The sequence below is a fragment of the Mesorhizobium amorphae genome (genome assembly GCF_014843845.1).
Lineage (GTDB): Bacteria > Pseudomonadota > Alphaproteobacteria > Rhizobiales > Rhizobiaceae > Mesorhizobium > Mesorhizobium amorphae_A.
This window is the reverse complement of sequence record NZ_JHQS01000013.1, coordinates 89,309-112,542: the sequence shown is the minus strand read 5'-3', so window position 1 is coordinate 112,542 and position 23,234 is coordinate 89,309. Positions and strand designations below refer to the sequence as shown.

General features: G+C 60.1%; 11 protein-coding genes and 11 pseudogenes. 13 read left to right on the top strand and 9 right to left on the bottom strand.

The window, feature by feature from the left end:
- Positions 1–56: 56 nt before the first annotated feature.
- The 3 genes from DH08_RS07025 to tnpB form a co-directional block, all read right to left on the bottom strand.
- On the bottom strand, positions 57–1,007 hold the full coding sequence (locus DH08_RS07025) for a class I SAM-dependent methyltransferase (protein WP_192178629.1): 951 nt from the start codon (positions 1,005–1,007) through the stop codon (positions 57–59).
- Positions 1,008–2,087: 1,080 nt separating this feature from the next.
- On the bottom strand, positions 2,088–2,567 hold the full coding sequence (locus tag DH08_RS07020) for a hypothetical protein (RefSeq protein WP_246800712.1): 480 nt from the start codon (positions 2,565–2,567) through the stop codon (positions 2,088–2,090).
- A gap of 191 nt (positions 2,568–2,758) precedes the next feature.
- Complete coding sequence (gene tnpB, locus DH08_RS37330) at positions 2,759–3,022, bottom strand: IS66 family insertion sequence element accessory protein TnpB (protein ID WP_192178627.1); 264 nt, start codon at positions 3,020–3,022, stop codon at positions 2,759–2,761.
- A 361-nt stretch (positions 3,023–3,383) separates the two neighbouring features.
- On the opposite strand from tnpB, the pseudogene DH08_RS07010 reads away from it, so the two are divergent.
- Positions 3,384–4,217, top strand: a pseudogene (locus tag DH08_RS07010) (IS3 family transposase); the annotation flags it as partial.
- 40 nt (positions 4,218–4,257) lie between these two features.
- On the opposite strand, the pseudogene DH08_RS07005 reads toward DH08_RS07010, so the two are convergent.
- Positions 4,258–5,572: pseudogene (locus DH08_RS07005) on the bottom strand (IS30 family transposase).
- Positions 5,573–5,608: 36 nt separating this feature from the next.
- Between DH08_RS07005 and DH08_RS07000 the strand changes: the two are divergent.
- Positions 5,609–5,892: pseudogene (locus DH08_RS07000) on the top strand (IS3 family transposase); the annotation flags it as partial.
- Here the strand turns inward: DH08_RS07000 and DH08_RS36820 are convergent.
- On the bottom strand, positions 5,889–6,056 hold the full coding sequence (locus tag DH08_RS36820; protein ID WP_345892364.1) for a transposase: 168 nt from the start codon (positions 6,054–6,056) through the stop codon (positions 5,889–5,891). The pseudogene DH08_RS07000 and the gene DH08_RS36820 sit on opposite strands and share 4 nt — an antisense overlap.
- Before the next feature lie 135 nt (positions 6,057–6,191).
- Here DH08_RS36820 and DH08_RS36090 point away from each other — a divergent pair.
- A pseudogene (locus tag DH08_RS36090) lies at positions 6,192–6,323 on the top strand (IS630-like element ISAli3 family transposase); the annotation flags it as partial.
- Between the two features lie 134 nt (positions 6,324–6,457).
- Here the strand turns inward: DH08_RS36090 and DH08_RS06990 are convergent.
- The gene (locus tag DH08_RS06990) at positions 6,458–7,219 is read right to left on the bottom strand and encodes a class I SAM-dependent methyltransferase (protein ID WP_192178625.1); all 762 of its coding nucleotides are present in this window, start codon (positions 7,217–7,219) and stop codon (positions 6,458–6,460) included.
- A gap of 722 nt (positions 7,220–7,941) precedes the next feature.
- On the opposite strand from DH08_RS06990, the gene DH08_RS06985 reads away from it, so the two are divergent.
- Positions 7,942–8,268 (top strand): hypothetical protein, encoded by a 327-nt coding sequence (locus tag DH08_RS06985; RefSeq protein ID WP_246800710.1) that lies wholly within the window; start codon positions 7,942–7,944, stop codon positions 8,266–8,268.
- A gap of 597 nt (positions 8,269–8,865) precedes the next feature.
- Positions 8,866–9,384: pseudogene (locus DH08_RS06975) on the top strand (IS66 family transposase); the annotation flags it as partial.
- Positions 9,385–9,481: 97 nt separating this feature from the next.
- Here DH08_RS06975 and DH08_RS06970 read toward each other — a convergent pair.
- Complete coding sequence (locus DH08_RS06970) at positions 9,482–10,705, bottom strand: ATP-grasp domain-containing protein (RefSeq protein WP_192178623.1); 1,224 nt, start codon at positions 10,703–10,705, stop codon at positions 9,482–9,484.
- A 681-nt stretch (positions 10,706–11,386) separates the two neighbouring features.
- Here DH08_RS06970 and DH08_RS06965 point away from each other — a divergent pair.
- The 8 genes and pseudogenes from DH08_RS06965 to DH08_RS06930 all read left to right on the top strand — a co-directional run bounded on the left by DH08_RS06965 (position 11,387) and on the right by DH08_RS06930 (position 19,217).
- Entirely contained in the window at positions 11,387–11,560 is a 174-nt protein-coding gene (locus tag DH08_RS06965; RefSeq protein WP_192178621.1) for a hypothetical protein, read from the top strand.
- 647 nt (positions 11,561–12,207) lie between these two features.
- A pseudogene (locus DH08_RS06960) lies at positions 12,208–13,298 on the top strand (IS5 family transposase).
- Positions 13,298–13,641 (top strand): annotated as a pseudogene (locus DH08_RS06955) (hypothetical protein). Before DH08_RS06960 ends, DH08_RS06955 begins: the two co-directional pseudogenes overlap by 1 nt.
- 119 nt (positions 13,642–13,760) lie before the next feature.
- Positions 13,761–14,570, top strand: a pseudogene (locus DH08_RS06950) (IS110 family RNA-guided transposase); the annotation flags it as partial.
- 58 nt (positions 14,571–14,628) lie between these two features.
- Positions 14,629–15,665: pseudogene (locus DH08_RS06945) on the top strand (IS110 family RNA-guided transposase).
- A gap of 295 nt (positions 15,666–15,960) precedes the next feature.
- Positions 15,961–16,235 (top strand): annotated as a pseudogene (locus DH08_RS06940) (hypothetical protein); the annotation flags it as partial.
- A gap of 636 nt (positions 16,236–16,871) precedes the next feature.
- Positions 16,872–18,188 (top strand): ATP-grasp domain-containing protein, encoded by a 1,317-nt coding sequence (locus DH08_RS06935; RefSeq protein ID WP_192178617.1) that lies wholly within the window; start codon positions 16,872–16,874, stop codon positions 18,186–18,188.
- 162 nt (positions 18,189–18,350) lie between these two features.
- Positions 18,351–19,217, top strand: coding sequence for an SDR family oxidoreductase (locus tag DH08_RS06930; RefSeq protein ID WP_345892358.1), 867 nt, complete (start codon positions 18,351–18,353; stop codon positions 19,215–19,217).
- Positions 19,218–19,515: 298 nt separating this feature from the next.
- Here the strand turns inward: DH08_RS06930 and DH08_RS06925 are convergent.
- Positions 19,516–20,913, bottom strand: a pseudogene (locus DH08_RS06925) (NAD-dependent succinate-semialdehyde dehydrogenase); the annotation flags it as partial.
- 116 nt (positions 20,914–21,029) lie between these two features.
- Positions 21,030–22,526 (bottom strand): M81 family metallopeptidase, encoded by a 1,497-nt coding sequence (locus DH08_RS06920; RefSeq protein ID WP_192178615.1) that lies wholly within the window; start codon positions 22,524–22,526, stop codon positions 21,030–21,032.
- Positions 22,527–23,234 lie beyond the last annotated feature (708 nt).

Here is a 23,234-nt window from a genome sequence, read left to right as displayed (position 1 = left end):
TGCCCGTGCATTCCCAAGCAGAATTCGGCCTTTGGTGGGGCCTGCGATACTGTACTTCACACCCGTCGCCCGCTGCCGACCAAGGCGTTGCGCACTATGCGCGCTTCGAACTCACCGTGAGAGGTACGTGTCACGACCAGCCCGAAATATTCATCAAGAAGCGCGAGCACGCGCTGCGTGTGGGCCCGGAGCTTCTCTAGCCCGTACATCTTCACGACGTAATTGGCTAGTAATTGGAGAACGCTCTCCTCGTCTCCTCCGTGGAATACGAACGGGTCTGTTATTCGCTGCACAGTTACGTCATCGAACTGCGCAACAGCGAATAGATCGAGCACCTCGCCCGCGGTAAAATGAGGATAGTCGTGCGGCGTCACGGAATGAGTTGACACCACGTCAGCGAACCAGCGGGCAGTGGGTGAGTCCTCTTCGAAGTCATGAAGAACAAAGATGCCACCGGGCCGGAGAATTCGCGCAGCAGCCTGGACAGCGGTGGCGCGTTGAGCGCGCGGGATGTGGTGCGTGCCGTAAGCCATCAGCACACCATCCACCGATCCGTCTCTAATCCAGAACGGATCGGTCGCGCTTTGCCAGATGGCAAACAGGCCGTCCCGGATGCAATGCTCCACCATGAACTGAGAGATGTCAGAGTTGATGAAGGTCGGGCAGCGCGCCGCACCCAAGAGCCGGTGCGCTACCTTATTGACGTAACCGTCACCGGCGAGAAGATCGCAGATGATCAGCGATGAACAAAGTCCGTCGCGACCATTGGGGTGCATCTTGCCCAGAAGATCCATCACTCCCTCCGATCGTGCCAGCAGCGACAGTTGGATGCTATCGAGGTAATTCGCCCCACGCCCTTCTGAGGTGAACTCATTGCGCGAGAGATTGGTCAGATTCGTAAAGCGAGCGGATGATTCTCTAACTATTCGAGGCTCGATGGCCTTGAAGGCCACCGGGTTTATCTTATTCAACTGGGCGAAGTACGAATCTAAACTATTGGGAAACATCGCAGTTCTCCTGGTGATCAGCTGTCGGCGAGCAGAGCGATAGAGTTGCTCTCCCGCCAGACCTCAAGGACGAGAGGGTGAATGATTGAGTTTACGGACACCGGCTTTGGAGGGCCCTGTTGTGGCCGTGGATCATCCTGTGACTATGGGCTATTCAGTGTGGAGTTACTCATTCTGGTCGGATTGTGTATCCGTCGTACACCAAGAGGACTATCGCAGAGATCTCTAAACCCATCGGCTATCTCCCCGGGTGGCCAACTACGGCAATGGCGGTTAAGGTGCCGGGCACGGTTGCATTGAAGGGCCATTCCCGTTTCCTGGATGACGCCTGGTCCAATGCCGCAGCACTGTTCCACCATAACAGCGGCGTATGGGCCTGGCCTAACACCTTCCAGGCGAGGCCGCATCGAACTCGCACACCTTGTCGAAGTGAGATCACATGGAATGCTCCTGAACGCTATCCATTCGACGAGAATATACACTAATCGGCGCGATACATATAAAGGATTTAGCGTAAATCAAAGTATTAATTTATAAAAATATATCACGAAGCGATTTTGATGAATGTAAATAGGACCCGGCATCTGTTCGTGCAGATGCCGTACGGTCCTTGGCCGCTCAAGCGCGATACGCCACATCATCGCAAGGCATGCGAGGGCCGCAGGATTTCGGTTACGTTACCCGGTAGCCAAGTGCTCGATCTCAGCGCGAAAATGACGTGAGATGCCATGGGCGAGCGGCGAGGATGTGGGATCGTTCGGCGCTGTTAGAGCCAACTCTTCAGAACGAGGCGCCCAGTTCGCGATCTTTTGACGCGAGCCTTACCGCCATTGAACAGGACAAGACATCGAAATGAGCCAGGCGAAGTGGCTGGTCGCCGCGCTTGCTCCGGGCCTCAAACGCCAGCCCTAACGAAGATCGACGCCGAAGCGCCATCACTGTTGAAGCTGTTGCAGCGCTGGCGCGACGAAGCCGGCCAGGCCAGGCTTACTATCAAGCGGATCGCCGGCACCTATGAGGCCGCCCGCGACTGAATCACTGCGAAGTGGCAAAAACACTTGGCGGATGCTTTGCATTTCGTCAAAAGTGGGTGAAGACTAACCCAATCGCCTCGCGCACCCGCAGGTCGGGATCCGTTTCGATTTTATCACGGCCCACTTTCACATTGCCGACGGCGACCGCGAAGAACAGCTCGCCCCGTCGTGCCTTCTGCTTCAACGCTTCCGTCGAACGGCCCCGCAGCGACAGTTCGAGTTCGCTCATCGTCGCTTTTATGGCGCAGCAATATCCGATCGTTTGGAGGGCGGGGTTCATAGATTCCATCCTCATCGACGATGACCGTGCCAAACCAGGCCGCAAAATTCGATCAGCGTGTGCCAGGATCGCCGGGTAACCCGCCGAACGCAGCCCACTATGGAGCCAGGAGGGGGTAGGCTCCGCTTCAATCCGCTTGAACGGCCTACCGAAGCTTTCAAGGACGGCGACGATCGCATTCGATTCGGCATCGACCTTGATGCTGGCCGTTTCCAGCGATGCGTCGAGGCCGGCAGAGTATTCCATCCTGCTCAAGTGGTTCAGCAGGTGAGACGCGGCACATAATCGGCGCCGAGCCGGCGCCCGCCTACCCCATCCTTGAGCGCGTCAACGTCGCCCGGGTGGGCAAGATCGGGTGCCGACATGGCCCAAATCAGAGCATATTCGCGGGCGATTTTCTCGCCTTTTCAGCACGCTGATTCATCAGGCGCAGGGTTTCACCCAACCGATTGCGGCCGCCTGACGGTCTCTGTCCGCACCCGTTTCCAGTCCATTCCGTCGACCAAAGCCATCAGTTGAGCGTGGTTGATCTGGACCCGGTGATGACCGATCCGCGGCCAGCAGAACTTCGCCTTTTCAAGTCGCTTCAAATAGAGGCACACGCCGGAGCCATCCCACCAAACGAGCTTGATTCTGTCGGCTCTTTTCGCGCGGAAGACGTCAAGCGCACCGTTGAACGGCTCCGAGCCGGCATCCGGCACCGGCGCAAGGAGGCCATCGATGCCTTGTCCACCGGGTGGCTGGCAAGATAAGCCTTCACCCCTGCCGGGATCATGCTGAACGCACCGCCCGCAAAACACGCCGCAGATGGTCCTCGCACACAGTCGCACCGACCCGGACCGTCATGCCATTGACGTCAATCTCGATGGTTCGGGAATGGTGAGCCTGAAGCCTCCAAGGCTGGCCGCCTCATCCTTGCCGGCGCGTTCCACCTCATCCGTCTTGGGCGCCGCAGCCTGGCCTGCTGCCGGTTCCATGGACACCGAGTTAAGGTGTTGAAGATGGAACCGGAGTTTTCCCAGGGAGAGAAGAAAGTTCAGCCGCGAGTTCAAGCTTCAGGCTGTGAGGCTGGTGAAGGAACGGGGGTTGCGGTCGCGCAGTCGGCTCGGGATCTGGAGCTGCACGAGAATGTGCCGTGCAAATGGATACGTGCTCTGTCGGCCGATCCGCAGCATGCGTTTCCGGCCACGGCCAAATGAAGCCGGAGCAGCTCGAGATCGACAAGCTGCGACGCGAAGTGGCGAAGCTCAAGGCGGAGCGCGACATCCTAAAAAAGGCCGCAGCCTACTTCGCGAGAGAAGTGACATGAGGTTCGCTTTCATCGCGAAACACCGGAGCATCTGGCCGGTGGCAGGGCTGTGCAGTGCACTGGATGTGTCCCGTTCCGGCTTCCATGCCTGGCTCAACCGAAGCCCCAGCGCCCGGTCCCGGTATGACGAGGCTCTTCTTGTCGAGATAGACCGAAGCTTCAAGAGCAGCGACCGCACCTAAGCACACGCCGGGTCCGGCACGACATCCTGGCGGAGGGCTCTCCTGCGGCCTGCCTCGCACGAATGGCTGATGCGGGAGAACGGCCTGCGAGCCCGGCCACGTCGGCGTGGCCTGCCGAAGGATGCTGGAGAGCGACTGGTGGCGTTAGTATCGCACAACATCCTCGACCGTGCCTTCGAGGCATCGGCGCCGAACCAGAAGTGGGTGGCCGACTTCACCTACATCTGGACCGCGGAAGGCTGGCTCTACGTCGCCGCGGTCGTCGACCTGTTCTCGCACCGCGTCGTCGGCTGGTCGATGAAGGCCGAGATGACAGCCCAACTCGTCACCGACGCCCTCATCATGGCGATCTGGAGGAGAGGCAAGCCCGACAGTCTGCTGCACCATTCCGATCAGGGCAGCCAAGGCGGATTCAAACGGTCGTCGCAACACCGATTTTGTTGACCTACCGCAGCCACTCGTCAAGCGCCTCTGCGGGCGTTTTCCAACCCAGCGTCTTTCTTGGTCTCGCATTGAGAGCTGCCGCCACCGCGGCGATCTCCTCGGGGCTGTGCACGCTCAGATCGGTGCGTTTCGGGAAGTACTGGCGTAGCAGTCCATTGGTGTTCTCATTGGTGCCGCGCTGCCATGGGCTTTGGGGATCGCAGAAGTAGACTTGGACGCCCACATCGATCTTCAATCGCGCATGCTGGGCCATCTCGGCTCCCTGATCCCAGGTCAGCGATCGGCACAGATCTGCGGGCAAGGTGATGATTGTGCGCGTGATCGCGTCACGCACAGCCTCGGCACCATGGCCCGCGAGCGCAGGCCCGTTCTTGACGCGCGGCGCGTCACCGTGACCCACAAGGCGCGGAAGATGCAACAGCATCGTGAAGCGCGTCGTGCGCTCGACGAGCGTGCCAATCGCCGAGCTGCCAAGGCCCAGGATGAGGTCTCCTTCCCAGTGCCCTGGCACCGCCCGATCGACTGCTTCGGCAGGACGCTGGCTGATCATGATCTCCGGCGAGACAAAACCCTTGCCGCGCCTGCGCACTCGCGCCCTCGGCACCCACACCCGCCCTGTTCGCAGCAGGCCGTCAGTTCGCGGCGCAGCGCCCCACGGCCCTGGACGAACAGTGCCTGATAGATGGCTTCGTGGCGGATGCGCATTGTCTCGTCGTCCGGAAAGTCGATTAGCAAACGCCGGGCTATCTGTTCCGGGCCCATCGCCGATCCTGTCGCTGGCCATGCCGGCGGCCCTTCCAGGACACGGCGGGACCGGGAACGGGAATGCCGCTCGGAGCGACGACAATGCCGGCCAATCTCTCCTCCACATAAGTGCGCAAGGTCGCATTGAGCGCAAGCTTGGTCGGTTTGGGGCGTCGAGCCGATCGCTCGGCGTGCCACTGGGCGGTCGTCGCGCGATACTGCGGGTGGCTGCATTGCGCCGCAGCTCAACGGAGATCGTCGAGGCGGATCGACCAAGGCGGCGCCCGATCTCCTGCATGAAATGGCCCTGTATCCGCGCTCAACCAACGACAGATACCGCCCTGAGAGCGGCTTTGCCGAGGATCTGAACATCGCTGGTGGCATGCCCCTTGCCTTTCGGAACCATCTGGTTCCTGCAGGCTGTGACACACCGACCTCGAGTGCAGCATCCTCGCTGCTCATTCCTGTGGCGATCGCTAGCCAAAATCGGCGCTGTTCATCGCGCCCCGCTACGGGAGGCCGACCCATGACGCTCGTCCAGACCGATCCGATCGCCGCCTTCGAATGCTCATCGCAACCTCCAACTCCAGGGTGTTGCGACGACCGTTGAATCCGCCCAATATACGAGCGAGCAGTTCCAACGTTGATGGCCCACCATGGCATCACCTGTTCAATGAGCAGGTCCGGCAATGTCTGGGACAATGCGGCGATGGAGAGCTTCTTCTCGTCGCTCAAAACCGAGAGGACGGCCCGCAAGGTCTACAGGACGAGAGATGCCGCTAGGGCGGATGTGTTCGACTACATCGAGCGCTTCTGCAATCCCAAGCGGCGCCACTCGACGCTGGGCTATCTCAGCCCAGTAGAATTCGAGGAAATAGCGATGTTAGCTTAAGTGCCTGTCCACTGAACCGGCAGCAGGCCAAACCGCCAGCCGAACAATTGCGATGGGCTGATCCCAATCTCCCGAGCCAGGGCCGAAACATTGGCGCCAGGTTCAGAGCTCCTTGCCACCATCTCGGTCTTGAACGCATCCGACCATCGCCGCCTCCGCGCCACCGGTGCACCCTCGAAGCGATCCGCAACCGCCTCAATCAATTCTATCCGCTGGCATAGCTGCAGACATAGAAATTGACACTGAAAGCTCCTCGGCTACTTCAGTGTCATCATCGCCGCAGCATACTTGCTGTCCCACTCGAAGTCTGGTTCCAGGACGAGACCCGTCTCGGCCAGAAAGGGGCGCTGCACCGGATCTGAGCTCGCTGTGGCAGCCGCCCGCGCGACAGACGCTACCAATGGGCGTACATCTTCGGCGCCGTCTGCCCGGGCAGTTATCGCTAAAGCTTCAGCTACTTCAGCTTCCTCGGTCAGGACCGAATTAACAACCTATTGAAACCTCACCTCTAGCCTCAATCACCTCTCGTAGTTGGGCACAGGTCAATGCTCCCGGGCCGTTGGTATTATTTGTACGCGACAACCACAAGGCGCGGGCTATCGGACGTAAACGCTCCGCCTTCCTGCCCATAAGATTCAACAGTCTCGAATCCTGCGCTTCGCAACATGCGAACATATTCAGAAAACCCATACTGTCTGAAAGAAAGGTGCGTTCGTCTAACGCATCCATTGCGGACGATGATCCTTTCGCAGTTCCGACGATCAGTTAGCACATCGTTGTTCATTATATCGATTCTTAGATCGTCGTCACGCTGCACCACGTAACAAATAGGCGACTTGTGGCGAAGCACGGCGAAGCGATTGATGTGATCGATTAGTAGACGCCCGCCCTTTCGAAGTGAAGAAGCGGCTTCACGAAGAACTCTCTCATTGTCAGCGTCATCGAAATAGCCAAACGTCGTGTACCACAGAAAAACCGCGTCAAATCGATCTCGCCAGGGAAGTGAGCGCATGTCGCCAAGAATATACTCAACATCTACCCCGCGTTCAGCCGCGTCAGCTTCGGCTTTTTTTAGCAAGATCGGCGAGATATCAAGTCCGGCTACCCGCGCTCCCTTTTCCGCCAACCGGTTAGTAATCCGCCCATAACCGCATCCGAGTTCAAGGACTGAACTGCCTTGTCCAAGAGAAAGAAGCTCCCAAATTGCTCCCGCTTGTCGGTCACTTATCTCCGGTGGATTGACCACGTCGCCAAAGTGAAAGTAATCTTCGCTGAAGTATGATTCAATCTCAGGTAAGGAAATTGGATTACTCATCTTTTTATTCATGTGATTTTCTCTCTCGATTTTTCGACTGCTCCATTTCGATGTTTGCATAGAGCAGAGAATACCGAAAGAAAAAATTTGTTAAGTTTTTCGTACCGCTGTTAAGTACGTTGATAACAGTCATTGACCTGACTCCCGTTCGAGATTGTATCGCGGGCCGGCATAGGGCCTCTCGAGGCGCTGCTGTCGAAGCTCGTCAGGATCAATCTCGCGGATTTCGGTCCGGACTGCGCAACACGGGAAACGGTCGACCTCGGATGCACTCCGCTTTGTCCGGCAGCATTGGAGCGAAGAAGACACCATCCCCTTGGCGGAGGCCATCCAGTGCTGGTGTGGGCGCCTTCCCGGCCGCAACAGGCTGTCATGCTCGCAAGCGAGTTCGGTGTCCTTCGCCAGCTCTACCTTTTCCGCCGGCGTCGCGATCCCGCCAGCTATGTGTCCGAGCACAGCCATCGGAACGTCCTTGGCACCGAGGTTTATACCTGAAGGCAACGCCACAACTGCTGGAGTTGGCAAGCACCCAATTTGAACAGCATGCGGGACGGGCACGGCAGCCCCAATGAGCCAAACCCGATCACCGACGCTTTTCGCCCTCGTCGACTCCTTCTTCACCAACTACTGCCGCGCAGCGCGGTGCGAGCTCGCATACGATCCGCCTATCGCGATACGCACTGCTGCTGTTGTTCGCAGCCCAGCCTCAGAACCGCGAGGTCGCCGCGCTCAGGGTGGACGATCTCGACGCCAACATGATCGCCGCATTTCCTGATCACCTCGAGAACGAAAGAGCCAACTCTCCCGCCATACGCAACTGCCGCCGCGCCGCGCTGCGCAGCTTCTTCAAGCACCTGCTGCGCAACGACCTCGACAATGCGCTCCGCTATACACCGATGCTGGCACTGCCATCGAAGTGGGCGCGGCTGCAACCGGCCCGCTATCTCGAAGCCGCCGAGATCCGGGCCATAATCGATGCCCGACAAACCCGCCAGCGCTGGCGCGACTCTACACGCTGCTGCTTTTTCTCTATAATTGCGGCGCGCGGGTCAGCGAGGTGACCGGCCTGCTGTGGGGTGATCCGCAACTCATATCGCCATGTTTCCAGAAGTTTGCAGCGCATCGCGCTTCATCATCAGATTGTTGGCGATGTAGCGGCTCTTGGTTGCGCTGGCGTGGCCCAGATAGTCGCGGATTACGGCCACGTCGGCGCCCGACGTCAGCAGCGCGACGGCACAGCTGTGACGAAAACATGCGGCGTGATGCGATCGCGCGCCAGGGTCGGCGATCCTGGGCTGCTGCTGCTGAGGCGTGCTTGGCCAGGATGCAGGCCACGCCCTCGCGGGTCAGGGGCTGGCTATGAGGGTAGACGAAAACAGCCGCTGATCCTCAGCCGTCATGCCTGCAGGCGGTGCAATGCATCGGCCGTGGATGCCATTTCGGCACGAACCGTTCCTTGCGGCCCTTGCTCCACAGACGGACTGCCACCATTGACCCCGTCCAGAGGAAGGTGCGGCGCGAGTTTTATGAGCTGCACACTGCCGACTCGTCCGTCCAGCGGAAAGGCCGACGGTGCTTGTCACATAAAACAGAGGGATCGGAGGAAGGAAAGCAGGTCAGGTTCGGGCTTCCACGTTGGCTCCCCATAAGTCACATTATCCAGAGCGCAGTTTTATTTGGAGTTGTGCGGCGGAGGAGTCGGGTACCAAACGGTGGCGCAGATGATCCCGCTGTGGGCTATCGAGGAGGAAGTGCGTGACTAGGGGCCGGCTGCCCGAATGGCGGCACGTCAGGGCCGCCACTGTAGCCGCGCTCTTTGCGCTTTGGGAAAAGGAACTGCCGAAGCTGTCGGATAAGTCGAAACCCGCCGAGGCGATCCGCTATACCTTCGGCCGACGGGCCACGGTCGAGCGCTTCCTCGGCGACGGGCGTATCGGGCCCGACTCCAACAACGTCGAGGGCGTCATCAGGCCGCAAACAATTACGAGAAAGAACAGCCTCTTCGCAGGCAGGGTCGACGGCGGACGGACTTGGGCCACCGTCGCCACCTGCTGGCCACCCGCCAAAATGAACCAGGTCGATCCGCATGCCTGGCTCACCCAGACCCTCGAGCGCATCGCCAATGGCTGGCCAAAAGCGATATCGATGCCTTCATGCCTTGGAATTACCAGAGCTGAACGGCCTCAGCTTCGCACTTACCCAACGTTCGGGGACGATCACCTCTTATTAGCGCACCTGCGGTGGTGCGAGGAGGTCAGGAGCCGCCGATCGTTCCTATTCGCCAAGGGTCGGAAATGGTGTGATCGACCAATCGATCAAGTCGACAGCACGCTGAAGTATCGCCTCGGTCTGAGCAAGGCTGGGCGAAGCGGCGATGACATGTCCGATCTTGTCTCGGTAATCGCCTTCCCTGACGATCGGCGTCTTGGGTTCAATAAAAAATTTGACCTCGGCGACACCGGATACGATAGCCGCCCGACTGTCGCCATAGATCCAATCGAGGATGCCATCGCGGTCAGGAACTAGGATCCGCGCGGCCGCAGTCTGCGAATGCCTTCTGCGCAAATTCCATTTCTCCCCGATAACAAGCTTGATGTGCTCGGTGATGATATCGACGCCGTAAGCCAGCTGGACCAGTTGAGGGATGGGCGTGCCTGCAAGACGCGGATTGACTTCGATGACGACTGGACCAAGCTTCGTCCACCGTAGATCGATGTTCGTTGGCCCCCAGCCAAGGCCGAGGGCTTGCAAACAGCTCCGCGAAACATTGGCGATACGCGTATGCTCGTCATCAGTCAGCAGGGCCGGATAGATGTACTCGCGACAGACGAAATGCGGTGGGCGGCCGAAGTCAGCGGCGGCAATCCCAAAGACCTCATGTCCCATTATGTCAATGCTATAATGCGGGCCTTGTGCGAATTCTTCGACCAGTATCCTTGGTGACGACCGCCATATGTGCTTCTCACCCAACAAATAGGTCGTATGTTCGGCCAACTCATCGAGACTGCGGCACAATCGAACCCCCATGCTGCCGATGCCGGCGGCTGGCTTTACAATGACCGGCAGGCCGATCTCCGCAGCAGAGCTTTCTACCTCCGCCGCATCCGTTGCTAGGCGATAAGCAGGTATTGGGACGCCGGCCTGCGCGAGGAGCTGACGTTGAACGAATTTGTCGCAACATCGCTCAATCGATGCTGCGTTCGGTCCCGGTAGATCGAAATGCCGGCAGAGCTTGCCAACCGCCGCATAGGTCAACTCCATGGCGGACGTAATGCCAGCAATGTCATAGGTCGGACGCAACCGGGAACATTCGCGAATCAGCGCATCGAGATTGCCTGTATCGACACGGATTGCCTCAATCCCTTCCGCCGCAAGATAGTCGTACCGAGCTGGATCAGCCGACAAGGTGATGGGAGTAAGGCCAAGGCGCCGGGCCGCTTGGACGAATAGCAGCATATTACTTGCGCCTTCAATCAGGATGAGCGCTCTTCTTGCCATTGGCTGTTAACTCCGATGTTGCGTGCTGTGCGGTCGTCCGAGCGTTAGCCGGCACCCGCTCTTTTAGCCGTGCCTCATCTGTACCACGGTCGGCGACTTGCGGTCGCAAAGATGCTGTGAATTTATTTGAAAGCTTTGTTGCAACGGCTGACTCCTACTAGGATCCTCGGTGGTGAAGCGGCATTGCAGGCATGGCCGCTTAGGCTGATTGTGGTCGAGTAGCTCAGCCATTCGGCTTTCGCCGTCACAGATCCGAGCGGGCGGATTTCCCGCACCCGGCTCTTCGCGAGGGTAACCCGCGTCATATCCGTGCTTGCGCCCAAGTTCGAGTGATGCGCGGAGTTGGCTGGGGGAAGCGCGCCGCCAGGGTCTCGAACTCCGACCAGCCCATGCGCCGGCTTTTCTGGCAGCGTCGTCTCAGACACAGTAGCCATATTCGGCGCATTTGCCGATGGAATCCATGCCGTAATAGCCGTAGGGTCCACGCCGAACGGCAGCGAACCACCTGTGCTGCGCAGCCATTGGCGCGTGCATGAGCCGCCAGGCATCCTGTCGCAGCACCGTCAGCTTGCGCGTCAGGCGTTTCCCTTCCGTCTCGCCTCGTTTCCTTCGATAGCTTCACGGGTACTATGAACCAGTCCGACTCCCGACCTCAGCTCGGACAGCAGCTCTGGCAGTACCTTGCTGCTCTCCGCCATCGTGCGCCTCGCCGCCGCAATCCTGCTCAAGCAAAACGGCGAATGTCCCATTCGCGGCATGGCCACCAACTCACCTTCCTCGGTGCGCTGGCGCGCGACTGAAAACCTGCAAAGCCACCGAATACATAACAGTCAATTCCATACGCCATTTTCTTGATCGAGCGGCGAGCCGTGACCACTCCGGGCTTGACGTACTCTTGAACGACGTATGGGTTGCGGGGGCCCCGGTCAATGTGTTCCTCCCACACTTCTGAGGATGCAAAACGCCCAACCAAGACAGGCTCGCCACGGGTCGCGTTGGAGGGCTTCAAAACAAGATTGGCCTTACTTGCTGTACTGAGCGATGATCGATTCAGCTCGAACTTCAACGCCGAGCGGATCGAGTTTATTGAGCGCCATATATGTCAATGGGTTGGGTATGCTGCTCCAGACTCTTGCCGCGAGGCCGTTCTGAATAACGCCGCCAGTCCCTTCGGTATTCGTCTCGATTATTTTATCATAGCCATCATAGCCGATAAGGCCATCTAGGCTATGAACCGCCGAACGGTGTGAAGCCGAGGTATCGTGGCAGCGGCGACGCCGGCCACCTGACGTAGTCTGGAGAACGCGCCCAGATGTCGGCATGACATGTCAAGTTAAAATATAAATTTCAGAGTTCAAAAATATTGTTTACGACTATCACCGTCTGCAAAGCTTTCGTAATCTACGCTTACGTAAAATGACTGTATCCCCATGCGGATGTGATAGACCTTTAGCAGGCTGTTGAAAAAGTGGCTCGCAGCGAGGACGTGAGCGTGATGAGGCATGCGCGGCGGAGACGAACGGTCTGGCGAACTGTTCAGTTATGTTGATCTCGAGGCTCGGGTGCGGCGCGATCATCCGTTGCGCCGCATTCGGGCGATTGTGAACGAGGCGCTGGCAGCGTTGGAGCGGGACTTGGCGGCGCTGTATTCGCCGATGGGGCGGCCTTCGATCCCGCCGGAAAAGCTGCTGCGAGCGATGCTGCTACAGGCGTTCTACTCGATCCGCTCGGAGCGGCTTTTGATGGAACGGCTGGAATACGACCTTCTGTTCCGCTGGTTCGTCGGCATCGGCGTCGATGACGCGGCCTGGGACCATTCGGTGTTCTCCAAGAACCGCGACCGGCTGCTGGAGGGCGACATCGCGACGAAGTTCCTTGCTGCGTGCTGGCGCAGCCCAAGGTGAAGAAGCTTCTGTCTACGGACCACTTCTGGGTCGACGGCACACTGATCGAGGCGTGGGCATCGATGAAGAGCGTCAAACCGCAGGACGGTTCGGGCGAGCCGCCGGCTGAAGGGGGCGGGCGAAACGCGGAAGCGGACTTCCATGGCCACAAGCGCTCGAACGACACCCATGCCTTGACCACCGATCCGGATGCCCGGCTCTATCGCAAAGGCAAAGGCAAGGAGGCCAGGCTGTGCTTTATGGGACATGGCTTGATGGAGAACCGCCACGGCCTGCTGGTCGACGCCTGCCTGACACTGGCCGACGGACATGCTGAGCGGGTGGCCGCACTGCACATGATCGAACCTCGCGCGGAGCGGCCACAGGCGATCACGCTCGGCGCCGACAAGGCCTACGACGCGGAAGACTTCGTCAATGAGCTGCGCTCGATGAGGGTGACGCCGCATGTAGCGCAGAACACGAGCGGTCGCAGTTCCGCGATCGATGGGCGCACGACGCGGCATGGCGGCTATGCCGTCAGCCAGCGCATCAGGAAGCGCATCGAAGAGGCATTCGGTTGGATCAAGGTCGTGGCCGGCCAGCGCAAGACCAGGTTCCGTGGCCGCGACCGTGTCGGATGGGCCTTCACCTTCGCAGCCGCTGCCTACAATCTGGTGCGACTGCCAAAGCTCATGGCGGAGACCGGCTGATGGCCAAGGTTCCCAGCTTCGCCAAGCCTTTGCCGGCCGCTGGCGCATCGTCGAGATGGATGTTTGGGATAACGACTTCCTTGATCTCGTCGAGGAAGCGCATCTGACATTCAAAGGCTCGGCGGATGGCGAGATCGCCTTCGGCGCACTCAAGGGCTTCCTCGATGTCCGATATGGCACCCGCGATGGCTCAGCCTGCGCGGAATTCTCGTGGGAGGGGCATGATGAAAACGACCCAGCCTGTGGCCGCGGCTGGGTTGTCTTTGGCACTGCAGGGCGCCTCGTCGGCCACTTCTACATCCACAACGCCGACGATTCAGGCTTCGTTTGCGAAAGAGCCTGACTTCTTCAACAGATGGGGTGATTGGGGTCTCGCCCGAGCCAGATTGAGGGCGGGCTGCTCCTGTCGAGATGTGAGAACGTGGTCGATGTAGATCGCCACAAACATCAGGAGGAGCAGCCATGAAGTATTTTGCCGGACTTGACGTGTCTTTGGAAGAGACCGCGATCTGTGTCGTCGACGAGAGCGGCCGGATCGTGAAGGAAGGGCGGGCGGCGAGTGAGCCGAGGGCGCTTTATGAGGCCCTGCGGAAAATTAATCTGCCGCTGGAGCGCATTGGGCTCGAAGCCTGCTCGCTGACGGCCTGGTTTTATGACGGCATTCGCGCCGAAGGATTGCCGGCGATCTGCATCGAGACCAGGCGGGCCAACGCGGCGATGAAAACGATGCCGAACAAAACCGATCGCAACGACGCCCGCGCCTTGGCGCAGATCATGCGCACCGGCTGGTATCGGCAGGTGCATGTGAAGAGCCGGCAGTGTCGGTTCTGGCGGTCCCTCCTCGTCGCGCGACGCACGGTCCTCAATGAAATGCGGACGATCGAAAATGTCGTGAGGGCGATTTTGCGGGAGGTCGGCATCAAGCTTGGCACTCCAAGCCGCGCGGCCTTCGCTGATCGCGTGCGCGAACTGATTGGCGCAGATACGGTCATTATGGCGCTTGTCGAGCCGCTTCTGGTGATCCTCGCCACCATGCTGCGCGAGTTCGGGCGACTGACAAAGCAGGTCCGCATTATCGCCCGCCAGGAGCAAGTCTGCCGGCGACTCATGAGCGTTCCAGGTGTGGGACCCATCACCGCGCTCGCCTTTCGTGCCACGATCGATCGGCCGGACCGCTAACGTCGCTCGAGGGATGTCGGCGCGCATCTGGGTCTGACCCCGGCACGTTACCAATCTGGCGAGACAGATGAGGTGGATGGCTCCCGCTCCCGGCATCTGAGTGCCACAGTGGGTTTGCTGTCAGGCAACCCGAGCAAAGGAGCCATCCGCCATGCAGATTACCACCGTGGGCCTTGATCTGGCCAAGCGCATTTTTCAGGTTCATGCCGTCGACGCGTCTGGGGCGTTGTCGTGCGCAAGGCCCTGCGGCGGTCGCAGGTCCTGCCGTTCTTCGCCAAGCTACCGCGCTGCCTGATCGGGATCGAGGCCTGCGGGACGTCACATCACTGGGCTCGAGAACTGACGGAGCTCGGCCATGAGATCCGCTTGATGCCGCCGAGCTACGTGAAGCCTTATGTGAAGCGCGGCAAGAATGATGCGGTGGACGCGGAAGCGATCTGCGAAGCGGTGACACGCCCGACCATGCGCTTCGTGGCGATGAAGTCGGCCGAGCAACAGGCGGCCCTGTCGCTTCACCGCACACGCAATCTTCTGGTCAAGCAGCGCACGCAACTCGTGAACATGATCCGCGGCTTGTTGGCTGAGTTCGGCATCGACATTCCCCAAGGTTTGGAGCGGGCGCTCAGGCTGGCGCACCAGATCGCCGCGAAGGAAGCGACGCCGGAAGTGCCGGCAATGGCAACGCAGGTTCTCGGTCTCCTGTGCGGGCAGGTGCTCGACACCCATGTTCGTCTCCAGGCGATCGACCGTTCGATCAGTGCCCTCCAACGAACCGGCGACGTCGCACGACGCTTGTCGACGATCCCCGGTATCGGTCCGGTAGGGGCTACAGCATTGGCTGCATCCGTTGCCGATCCGGGACAGTTCCGCTCGGGTCGAGAGTTCGCCGCCTGGCTTGGGCTGACACCTTCCCAGAACTCGAGCGGCGGCAAGGATCGGCTCGGCCGCATCACCAAGATGGGCGACCGGTATCTGAGAAAGCTCCTGGTGGTCGGCGCTACATCGTTGATCCGTCGGGCGAGATACAAACCGGAGACAGCGGATCCTCGGCTTGTCGCATTGCTCGCCAGGAAACCCGTGCGCTTGGCGAGTGTGGCCGTGGCGAACAAGATGGCCCGTGTGGTCTGGGCGATCATGTTACGCGGCGAGACCTATCAAGCTCGTCATGCCGCGAACCTTGCGGCGTAAGGTTCGAAGAAGATGAAATTTTAAGGACAGAGAACAGTTCGAGCCGATCGATTGGCTCCATGAGGTTGTGAGAGCGACGCGATGTGATGGCGAGACCGGTCAGGCCGGGAACAGGGACAACCCGTCGAATGTCCGAGGCATCATAGCCTGATAAGCAGATTGGGACCCAGTTCGCCGACCCCATCAGGGCCAGCAGTCTCGAATGGCTGCATCAACAGGCCGGACAGAAGACTGCACCCGACCAACGCGCCATAATGTCGAATTACCTCTTGCATCGCGGGAGCCATCCACAGAGGACATTCAGGGCAAGGTGAGCCGATGCGGTGACGAACTCGCCCGCACGGCCCTCTATGAGGCGGCTCATTCGCTGTGCTCAGCAAGAAATGGTCGAGCCTCAGAGCGTGGGGCATGAACGTCGCCAAACGGCGCGGTATGGCTCGAGCCCGAGTTGCTGTTGCCCGCAAGCTCGCTGTCATCCTGCATCGCATGTGGAGTGATGCAACAGAATTCCGCACCCGGCCGCGTATCGGTATGAAATACGGGATAACGGACCAACGAAGGAGGAGTTGATTCCGCCCGAAAGGGCGTGATCCGGATCGTTCCCGTGGGGACGATGGGCAAGGTGATCTCGTTAGCAGGCACGATCCTGGGCCGAACTCTCCCAAGGTCGTTCAACAGATTGAGACGCCTCGCTCTACTGACCCCATCATGCGGCGGCCTAACGTCGACCGCGAAGAGAAGCGAGTGACCCGCGGGGCGACATGGTCCGGAAAAATATCAGCAGGAGCTTGACCTCAACGACCCCAATCAGAGGAGCCTGCTAGCGATGCCGGCCGAGGACGGCGCGCAGAGCTGCAGCCTTACAGCCGCCAGCTTTGTGCACCAATGACAACATCCAATGCAAATGGCTGCGGAGCAGAGACTATGGAACGTCCGCCGATGACTGCGGTCCCCTCAACTTAGAGGGCTGGCAGCCAGGGTTCTCCGACCAATTTCTTTGGTCTCGTCGATACAATGGCTGCTCTCGCGAAATGACGCCGGTAATTAAACGGTGCAACATTCCTGCAAGTACATTTCACAGAATCTTTGCAACCGCAAATCGCTGATAATGGTACGTTCATCCCAAGGTCTGAGGGCAGGCACGAATAAAAGCGACCCCTGTAACGCTCAGACCGCCGCACAGCACGCAACGGAGGGTCAACGCCAATGAAAAGAAGAGCGCTCATCATGGTTGAAGGCCATGCGCGTACTGGTCTGCTATTCATCCAAGCGGCCCAGCGTCTTGGTCTTCACCCAATTACCCTGTCGACTGATCCAGCTCGGTACGACTATCTTGCGGCGGAAAGCATCGAGACAATCCGGGTCGACACAGACAATCTCGATGCGCTGATCCACGAATGTTCCCGCCTGCGTGCGACCTATGACATTGCTGGAATTACGGCCGCCGAGGAGGAGGTCTATGCGACAGTTGGCAAGCTTTGCCGATACTTCAATCTACCGGGACCGAACCCAGCATCGGTTGAACAATGCTGCGACAAATACGTTCAGCGTCAGCTCCTTGCGGGCGCCGGCGTTCCAGTACCTGCTTATCGCTTGGCAGCGAATGCGACGGACGTAGAAAGCTCTGCCGCGGAGATCGGCCTGCCGGTGATTCTTAAGCCGGCCGTAGGCACTGGCAGCAGCGGTGTCCGATTGTGCCGTAATGTCGACGAGGTAGCCGAACATACGACTTTTCTGTTGGGTGGGAAGCATATATGGCGGTCTTCGCCGAGGATACTGGTTGAAGAATTCGCAGACGGCCCATCCTATGGCGCTGACATAATGGGAACTGAGGTCATTGCGATTGCCGCCGCTGACTTCGGCCCCCTACCGCATTTCGTCTTTCGTGAGTGCATCCATCCGGCCCCGCTGACTGAGGACGAGCATAAGCGTATCGCCGATATTTCGCTGAGTTGTTTGCGAGCTCTCGGCCTTGGATGGGGGCCAACGATTATTCAATTCCGGTGGACGAAGCTTGGCCCAGTTGTCATTGAAGTCAATCCGCGTCTTCCGGGTGGGACCGATCCTCAACTGGTTCAGCTGGCTTACGGTGTCGATCTCATAACCGAACACATCAAGGTTGTCATCGGCGGCGAATGGGATTTGCGCAAAAGGCATTCGCACGCCGCGGCCGTGCGGTACCTAATTCCTGATCGCGATGGCACCCTCGATTGGATCGATGGCGACGGTCGAGTGGCTGCCATACCAGGTGTCGCCGAGGTGAAGTTTTATGTTGACCCCAAGACGCCGATCGTGAGGAAGGGCGATCACCGAGACCGCATTGGACATGTCATTGCCGCTTCACCCAACAGTGCCCAGACCGAGGCGATACTTCAGCGAGCCGTCGACTTAATCGGTTGGTCGATCTCACCATTTCCGACCCTCAGTAAACAAGGACAATCAGCATCCCCTCACCTCCCCGCACCAGCGGAGGTGGCGCGAATGACGCCGGCAGGAAAGCCGGCCGATCGCGGAGGCACTTGAGGAATGGATGCAGGCCGAGCGGGCCAAATTGTCCCGAAGCTTTCCGGTTGCTGAGCCAATCGACTACATGCTGAAGCGCTGGGGCGGGTTCACGATCGTCCTTGCGATAGCCGCTGCCGGGTGGGGGCAGCGATCCGTCCGAGCTCGGCACGAGCGGCGCGCGTGCTCGGGCTCGCCACTTGGCAGATCTTCGGCGCGGCGCGCCGTGCCTTTAAAATGGAGGTCAAAGTGACGACAGGATCCTCGAAAATTGCGCTCGTGACCGGCGGAAGCACGGGCATCGGCGCCGCCACCTGCCGGCTTCTCGGCGAACAGGGGTGGGCTCTCGGCGTCAACTATCGATACGATCGGACATCGGCAGACGGTGTCGTAGCGGATATCGAGCGGGCAGGCGGCAAGGCCGTTACTGTTCAGGGCGATGTCGCGAACGAGGCCGAGGTTGCGCGAATGTTCGGTACCCTGGACCGTGAGTTCGGGACGCTGACCGCTCTCGTAAATTGTGCCGGCATCGTCGGCAAGCGGGGGCGTTTCATCGATTTAGACCCTGCCGGTCTTCGTCAAGTGATTGAAGTTAATCTCCTCGGGACGATGTACTGCTCGCTCGAGGCGATCCGACGCATGTCGACGCGGCGCGGCGGCCAGGGCGGTGCGATCGTCAACATCTCGTCCGGGCTGTCGAAGACCGGTGGTGCCCTGTCACCTGACCCGGTCTTCCAGCCTGATCCGGAGGGTAAAGCCTCCGGAGGACGGGTGCCTTATTCGACTTCGAAGGGCGCAATCAACTCCTTTACCGTGGCACTCGCCCAGGAGGTCGCGCGCGAAGGCATAAGAGTAAATACGGTAAGCCCAGGGCCAACACGAACCGAGCTTCCCGATCCCATTCAGATTGCCGAGGCCGAAGTCACGATCCCGATCGGCCGGGCCGCCGACGCGCGGGAGATAGCCGAGGCGATCGTTTGGCTTCTGTCCGATAACGCGAGCTATGTTGCCGGCGCCTATCTGCGCGTTGGAGGTGGACGAATTGGATAGCAGAGCAGGCTGTCGAAGAACGCGCTCGCCCCGTCACCCCGACGCGACAGGGCATCGCTGCGCCGACGGGGGTGGCAGCGCCATCCATATAGAATCCAAGCGCTTCGTTTTCCCGGACGAGACTGGGGGCCACGACCGCCATGACCCGCAGCTATGGTTGGGGTGTTCGTGGCCAGGCCTGGTCGATGTAGTTTCTGCAAAATGGTGTGGTACGCTCGGCGCCCAGACCGCCGAGTCTTCTTCGCTGGGCCAGCGTCAGGTGCTGAGTCCGCCCACAAGGACGTATTTGATCTCGACGAAATTCGTCGATGCCGTGGAGGGACCCCTCGCGGCCGAGGCCGGATTCTTTGACGCCGCCAAAGGGGGCGACCTCGGTGCCGAGAATGGCGGAGTTGATGCCAACCATCCCGCATTCCAGCTCCTCGGCGACACGAAAGGCGCGGCCGAGATCCTTGGTGTAGAAATAGGCGGCCAGCCCGAAGGGCTTGTCGTTGGCGAAGCGACGACCTCCTCCTCGGACCGGAAGGAGTAGACTGGGGCGACTGGGCCAAAGGTCTCCTCGTGCGTAACCAGCATCATCGTGGTGACGCCCGACAGAACAGTCGGCTCGTAGAAGCTGCGGGCGAGGGCATGGCGCTTGCCGCCGATGATTATCCTGGCGCCGTTGGCGACGGCGCCGGCAACGTGACGCTCGACCTTTTCGACCGCACGCTGATTGATGAGCGGCCCCTGCACGACGCCGACCTCGACGCCGTTGCCGACCTTGAGTTCGGCAACCCTGCCGGCGAACCTCTCGACGAAGGCGTCGTGGATTCCTTCCTGCACGAAAAGCCGATTGGTGCAGACACATGTCTGGCCCATATTGCGGAATTTGGCCGTGATCGCGCCGGCTACCGCCGCCTCGAGATCAGCATCGTCGAAGACGATGAAAGGGCATTTCCGCCGAGTTCGAGCCCAACCTTCTTCACCGTCGAGGCCGCCTGTTGCATCAGGAGCTTGCCGATCGGCGTCGAGCCGGTGAAGCTGATGAACCGCACCGCCGGATGCGAAGTCATTACCATGCCAATCGCGACCGCATCGCCTGTCACGACGTTGAGCGCGCCTCTGGGAAAGCCCGCCCGCTCGGCGAGCGCGACCAGCGCCAGTGCGGTCAGCGGCGTGTCAGGCGCGGGCTTGATCACAAAGTGCAGCCCGCCGCCAGGCCCGGCGAGCATTTGCGCGTGATCATCGCAGCCGGGAAATTCCAGGGCGTGATCGCGGCGAGACGCCGACCGGCTGCTTCTGCACGATGATGCGCGAGCCCGGGAAGGGCGACGGAATGGTCTCGCCATAGATGCGCTTGGCCTCCTCGGCATAGAACTCGACGAAGGAGGCGGCATAGGCGACCTCTCCGCGCGCCTCGTCCAGCGGCTTGCCCTGCTCGGCGGTCATGATCTGCGCAGGTCTTCCTGGTTCGCCATGATCAGCTCGAACCATGTGCGCAGGATCTGCGAACTGGCTTGAACGCCCGGCTCGCGGCCTTGACCGCAGCCATCGTCTCGGCCTCGCCGAAGCGCGGCACCTTGGCCATAACTTCCCCCGTCGCCGGGTTGTCGACCGCGTCGATACCGTCCCCGACCCAGGCGCCGTCCACATAGAACTGGGCCTTCAGGAGCGAGCAATCGGACAGATTTATGGTCTTCTCGATGACGCTCATTGTAATTTTCTCCTATCGGTCGAGGCTGGTAGACGGACGAAGTCATGGGGCGGATCATTGTCCTGGCTGCACATCACGCGGTCGCGAGTTCCTTCCCAACCAAATTCCGGGGACTGCTAGGGCCGGACTCGCCCAAACAGGCGTGCCGCGAAGTTCGGCTCAGGAACCTCGTCCTCCGGGAAGATCGGCCTGCGCTTCTGGAACGGCAGCAGGCCGGGCTGGAAATTCGAAATGCCGGGCGTGTCGACGACGATGCAGGGGCCGACCGAGGCGAAAGAAATCTTGAAATGATAGCCGGATTTGGTGACTACAATGTCATAGGCGGCCGGATCGACGCCTTGACTGCGGAAAGCGGCCGGATCTTGCGTGAAGCCCGGCAGGCTCGTCACGAGGACCGTCACATTGTCCCGGTGCAGCACGGCTGTCGCGCCGAGCACGCCGGGCTCGTTCGCGAGAAAAGGGCCGTCGTGAACAAAATCTCCGTCGCCCAGATGCTCGACGCGCCATTCGCCGTCTACGGGAGAGATACCCTTCGACAGCCTGCCACCGATCGGTCCTCGATAGACAGAACCGACACCGAGCCTGCCCGCCGCTGCGACCACTTCTGGATCTGTTAGCGGAATGAGAGCCCGGATAGTGTGCCAGCGCGAGAGCAGTTCACTGATGATGACGGTTCCATCTCCCGCGGTACCTGCGAGCACGCGATCGCCCTGATCGCCCACGATGACCGGGCCCTGCAGACGTCCCGCCGCCACGTCCGCGAGCACGTCCTCGAGAGGCACGAAATCCGGCTTGAAGGCGAACCGTCTCAGCCAAAGCTCGTGTGCCAACCGGGCCGCGATCTCCGCGGCCACATCCGCCGCTCCATCGGTCGTCACCGTGATGCACTGGCCGCCGTCGGCAACGTCGACGAGCGTCGTCGTATTGTAAATCGAGATGTCCAGGACGGCCGGCTCCTGCGCCGAAATCTGGCGACGCAACCGGTGTACCTCACAGAGCGGCCCGCGCGCGGTTTCCATCTGGACGCCTACGATCATAGGTAGGCGCACGGCGGCCGTAACCGGTACAATCCTGCCTTCGAGCATCGCGAGCATGAGTTCCACGGCCTGTTCGCCCGCGAGAGGGTAGTCTGTGTGCGGGTTCTCCTTGCAGGCAACGATGATGTCGGCGTTCGCAAGCATTGCGTCGGTGGCGTGGGCGTGCAGGTCGAGGCTGACGGCGATGACGACCCGCGGCCCGACGGCTTTCCGGATCGCGGCGATGAGATCGCCCTCAGGATCGTCCAGCGTTTCGGTCACCATGGCCCCGTGAAGGTCGAGATAGACACCGTCTGGCTCCGCCTCTCGAACTGCTGCGACAATGCCGTCACGCAGGCGCTCATAGACGGCATCGACGATCGGCCCGCCGGGCGGAGCCACCGCCGAGAGGCCGGGAAGGATGTCCGCTCCAGCTCGCTCGAGACGTCTGCAGGCACCGCCAAGCGAGGCGTTTGAGACCTGTGCCTTGGCCGTGAGCGCAGCTCCGCGAACAACGCAGAAGCTGGAAAGGGTCGTTTGGATCGCGCTGAAGCTATTGCCCTCGTGGAAAAGGCTCGACACGAACACCCGGACCATTTCTTCTCCCCTTGATGCACCAAATTGGCTCCATTATCGAACATTGAGGACTTACGTCAATAGATGTTACATCAAATTGCAAATCTGCCGTGCGTCAACATGAGGGGAGTCATAAGCAACAGGCCACGATCCGAACGCCGATGGTCCATTCGAGCACGCGTAGTCGGTGCGATTCTGCCGTTTGTTCTCCTCGCTCCGGCCATGGCACAGGGCAAAGGCAGCTCGTCCTGGCGGGACCGGTGGCCAGTGCAGCAGATCCTGCCCACACCCGCCGCATCTGCGGCCGACCATTCGTGGAACGGCCTTCAACTACAACATCTGCCTCTGCGAAACGGAACCGGGAGCGCGCAACGTTTCGACGCAGACGGGGGACGGCGAGGCCGACATCGTCTACTACAACGGCTATTCCGGCGAGGTTGTACGTCGTCGCTGGTTACGAGTTCGCCGTAGTCGCCCGGCGACTACAACCTCCTTCTCACCGGCATAGGCGGCCGCCTTTATTTAGGCGTACGGCCGCATCAGCCTGAGCATTCCGTAAGACCGAGGGAAGCATCGGAAGGACGCGCCTGCCCCCGGCGAAATGGCGACGTAGTCATGATGGCTTCCCTCTCTTTCTTGGTAGCCGCCGCCTGTGGTCGCGACGACGACTTCCTGCGCGGCCGCGCTTCCCGCGATGAGCGGGAGAGCTAAGAGCGCGACCCTCGCCCA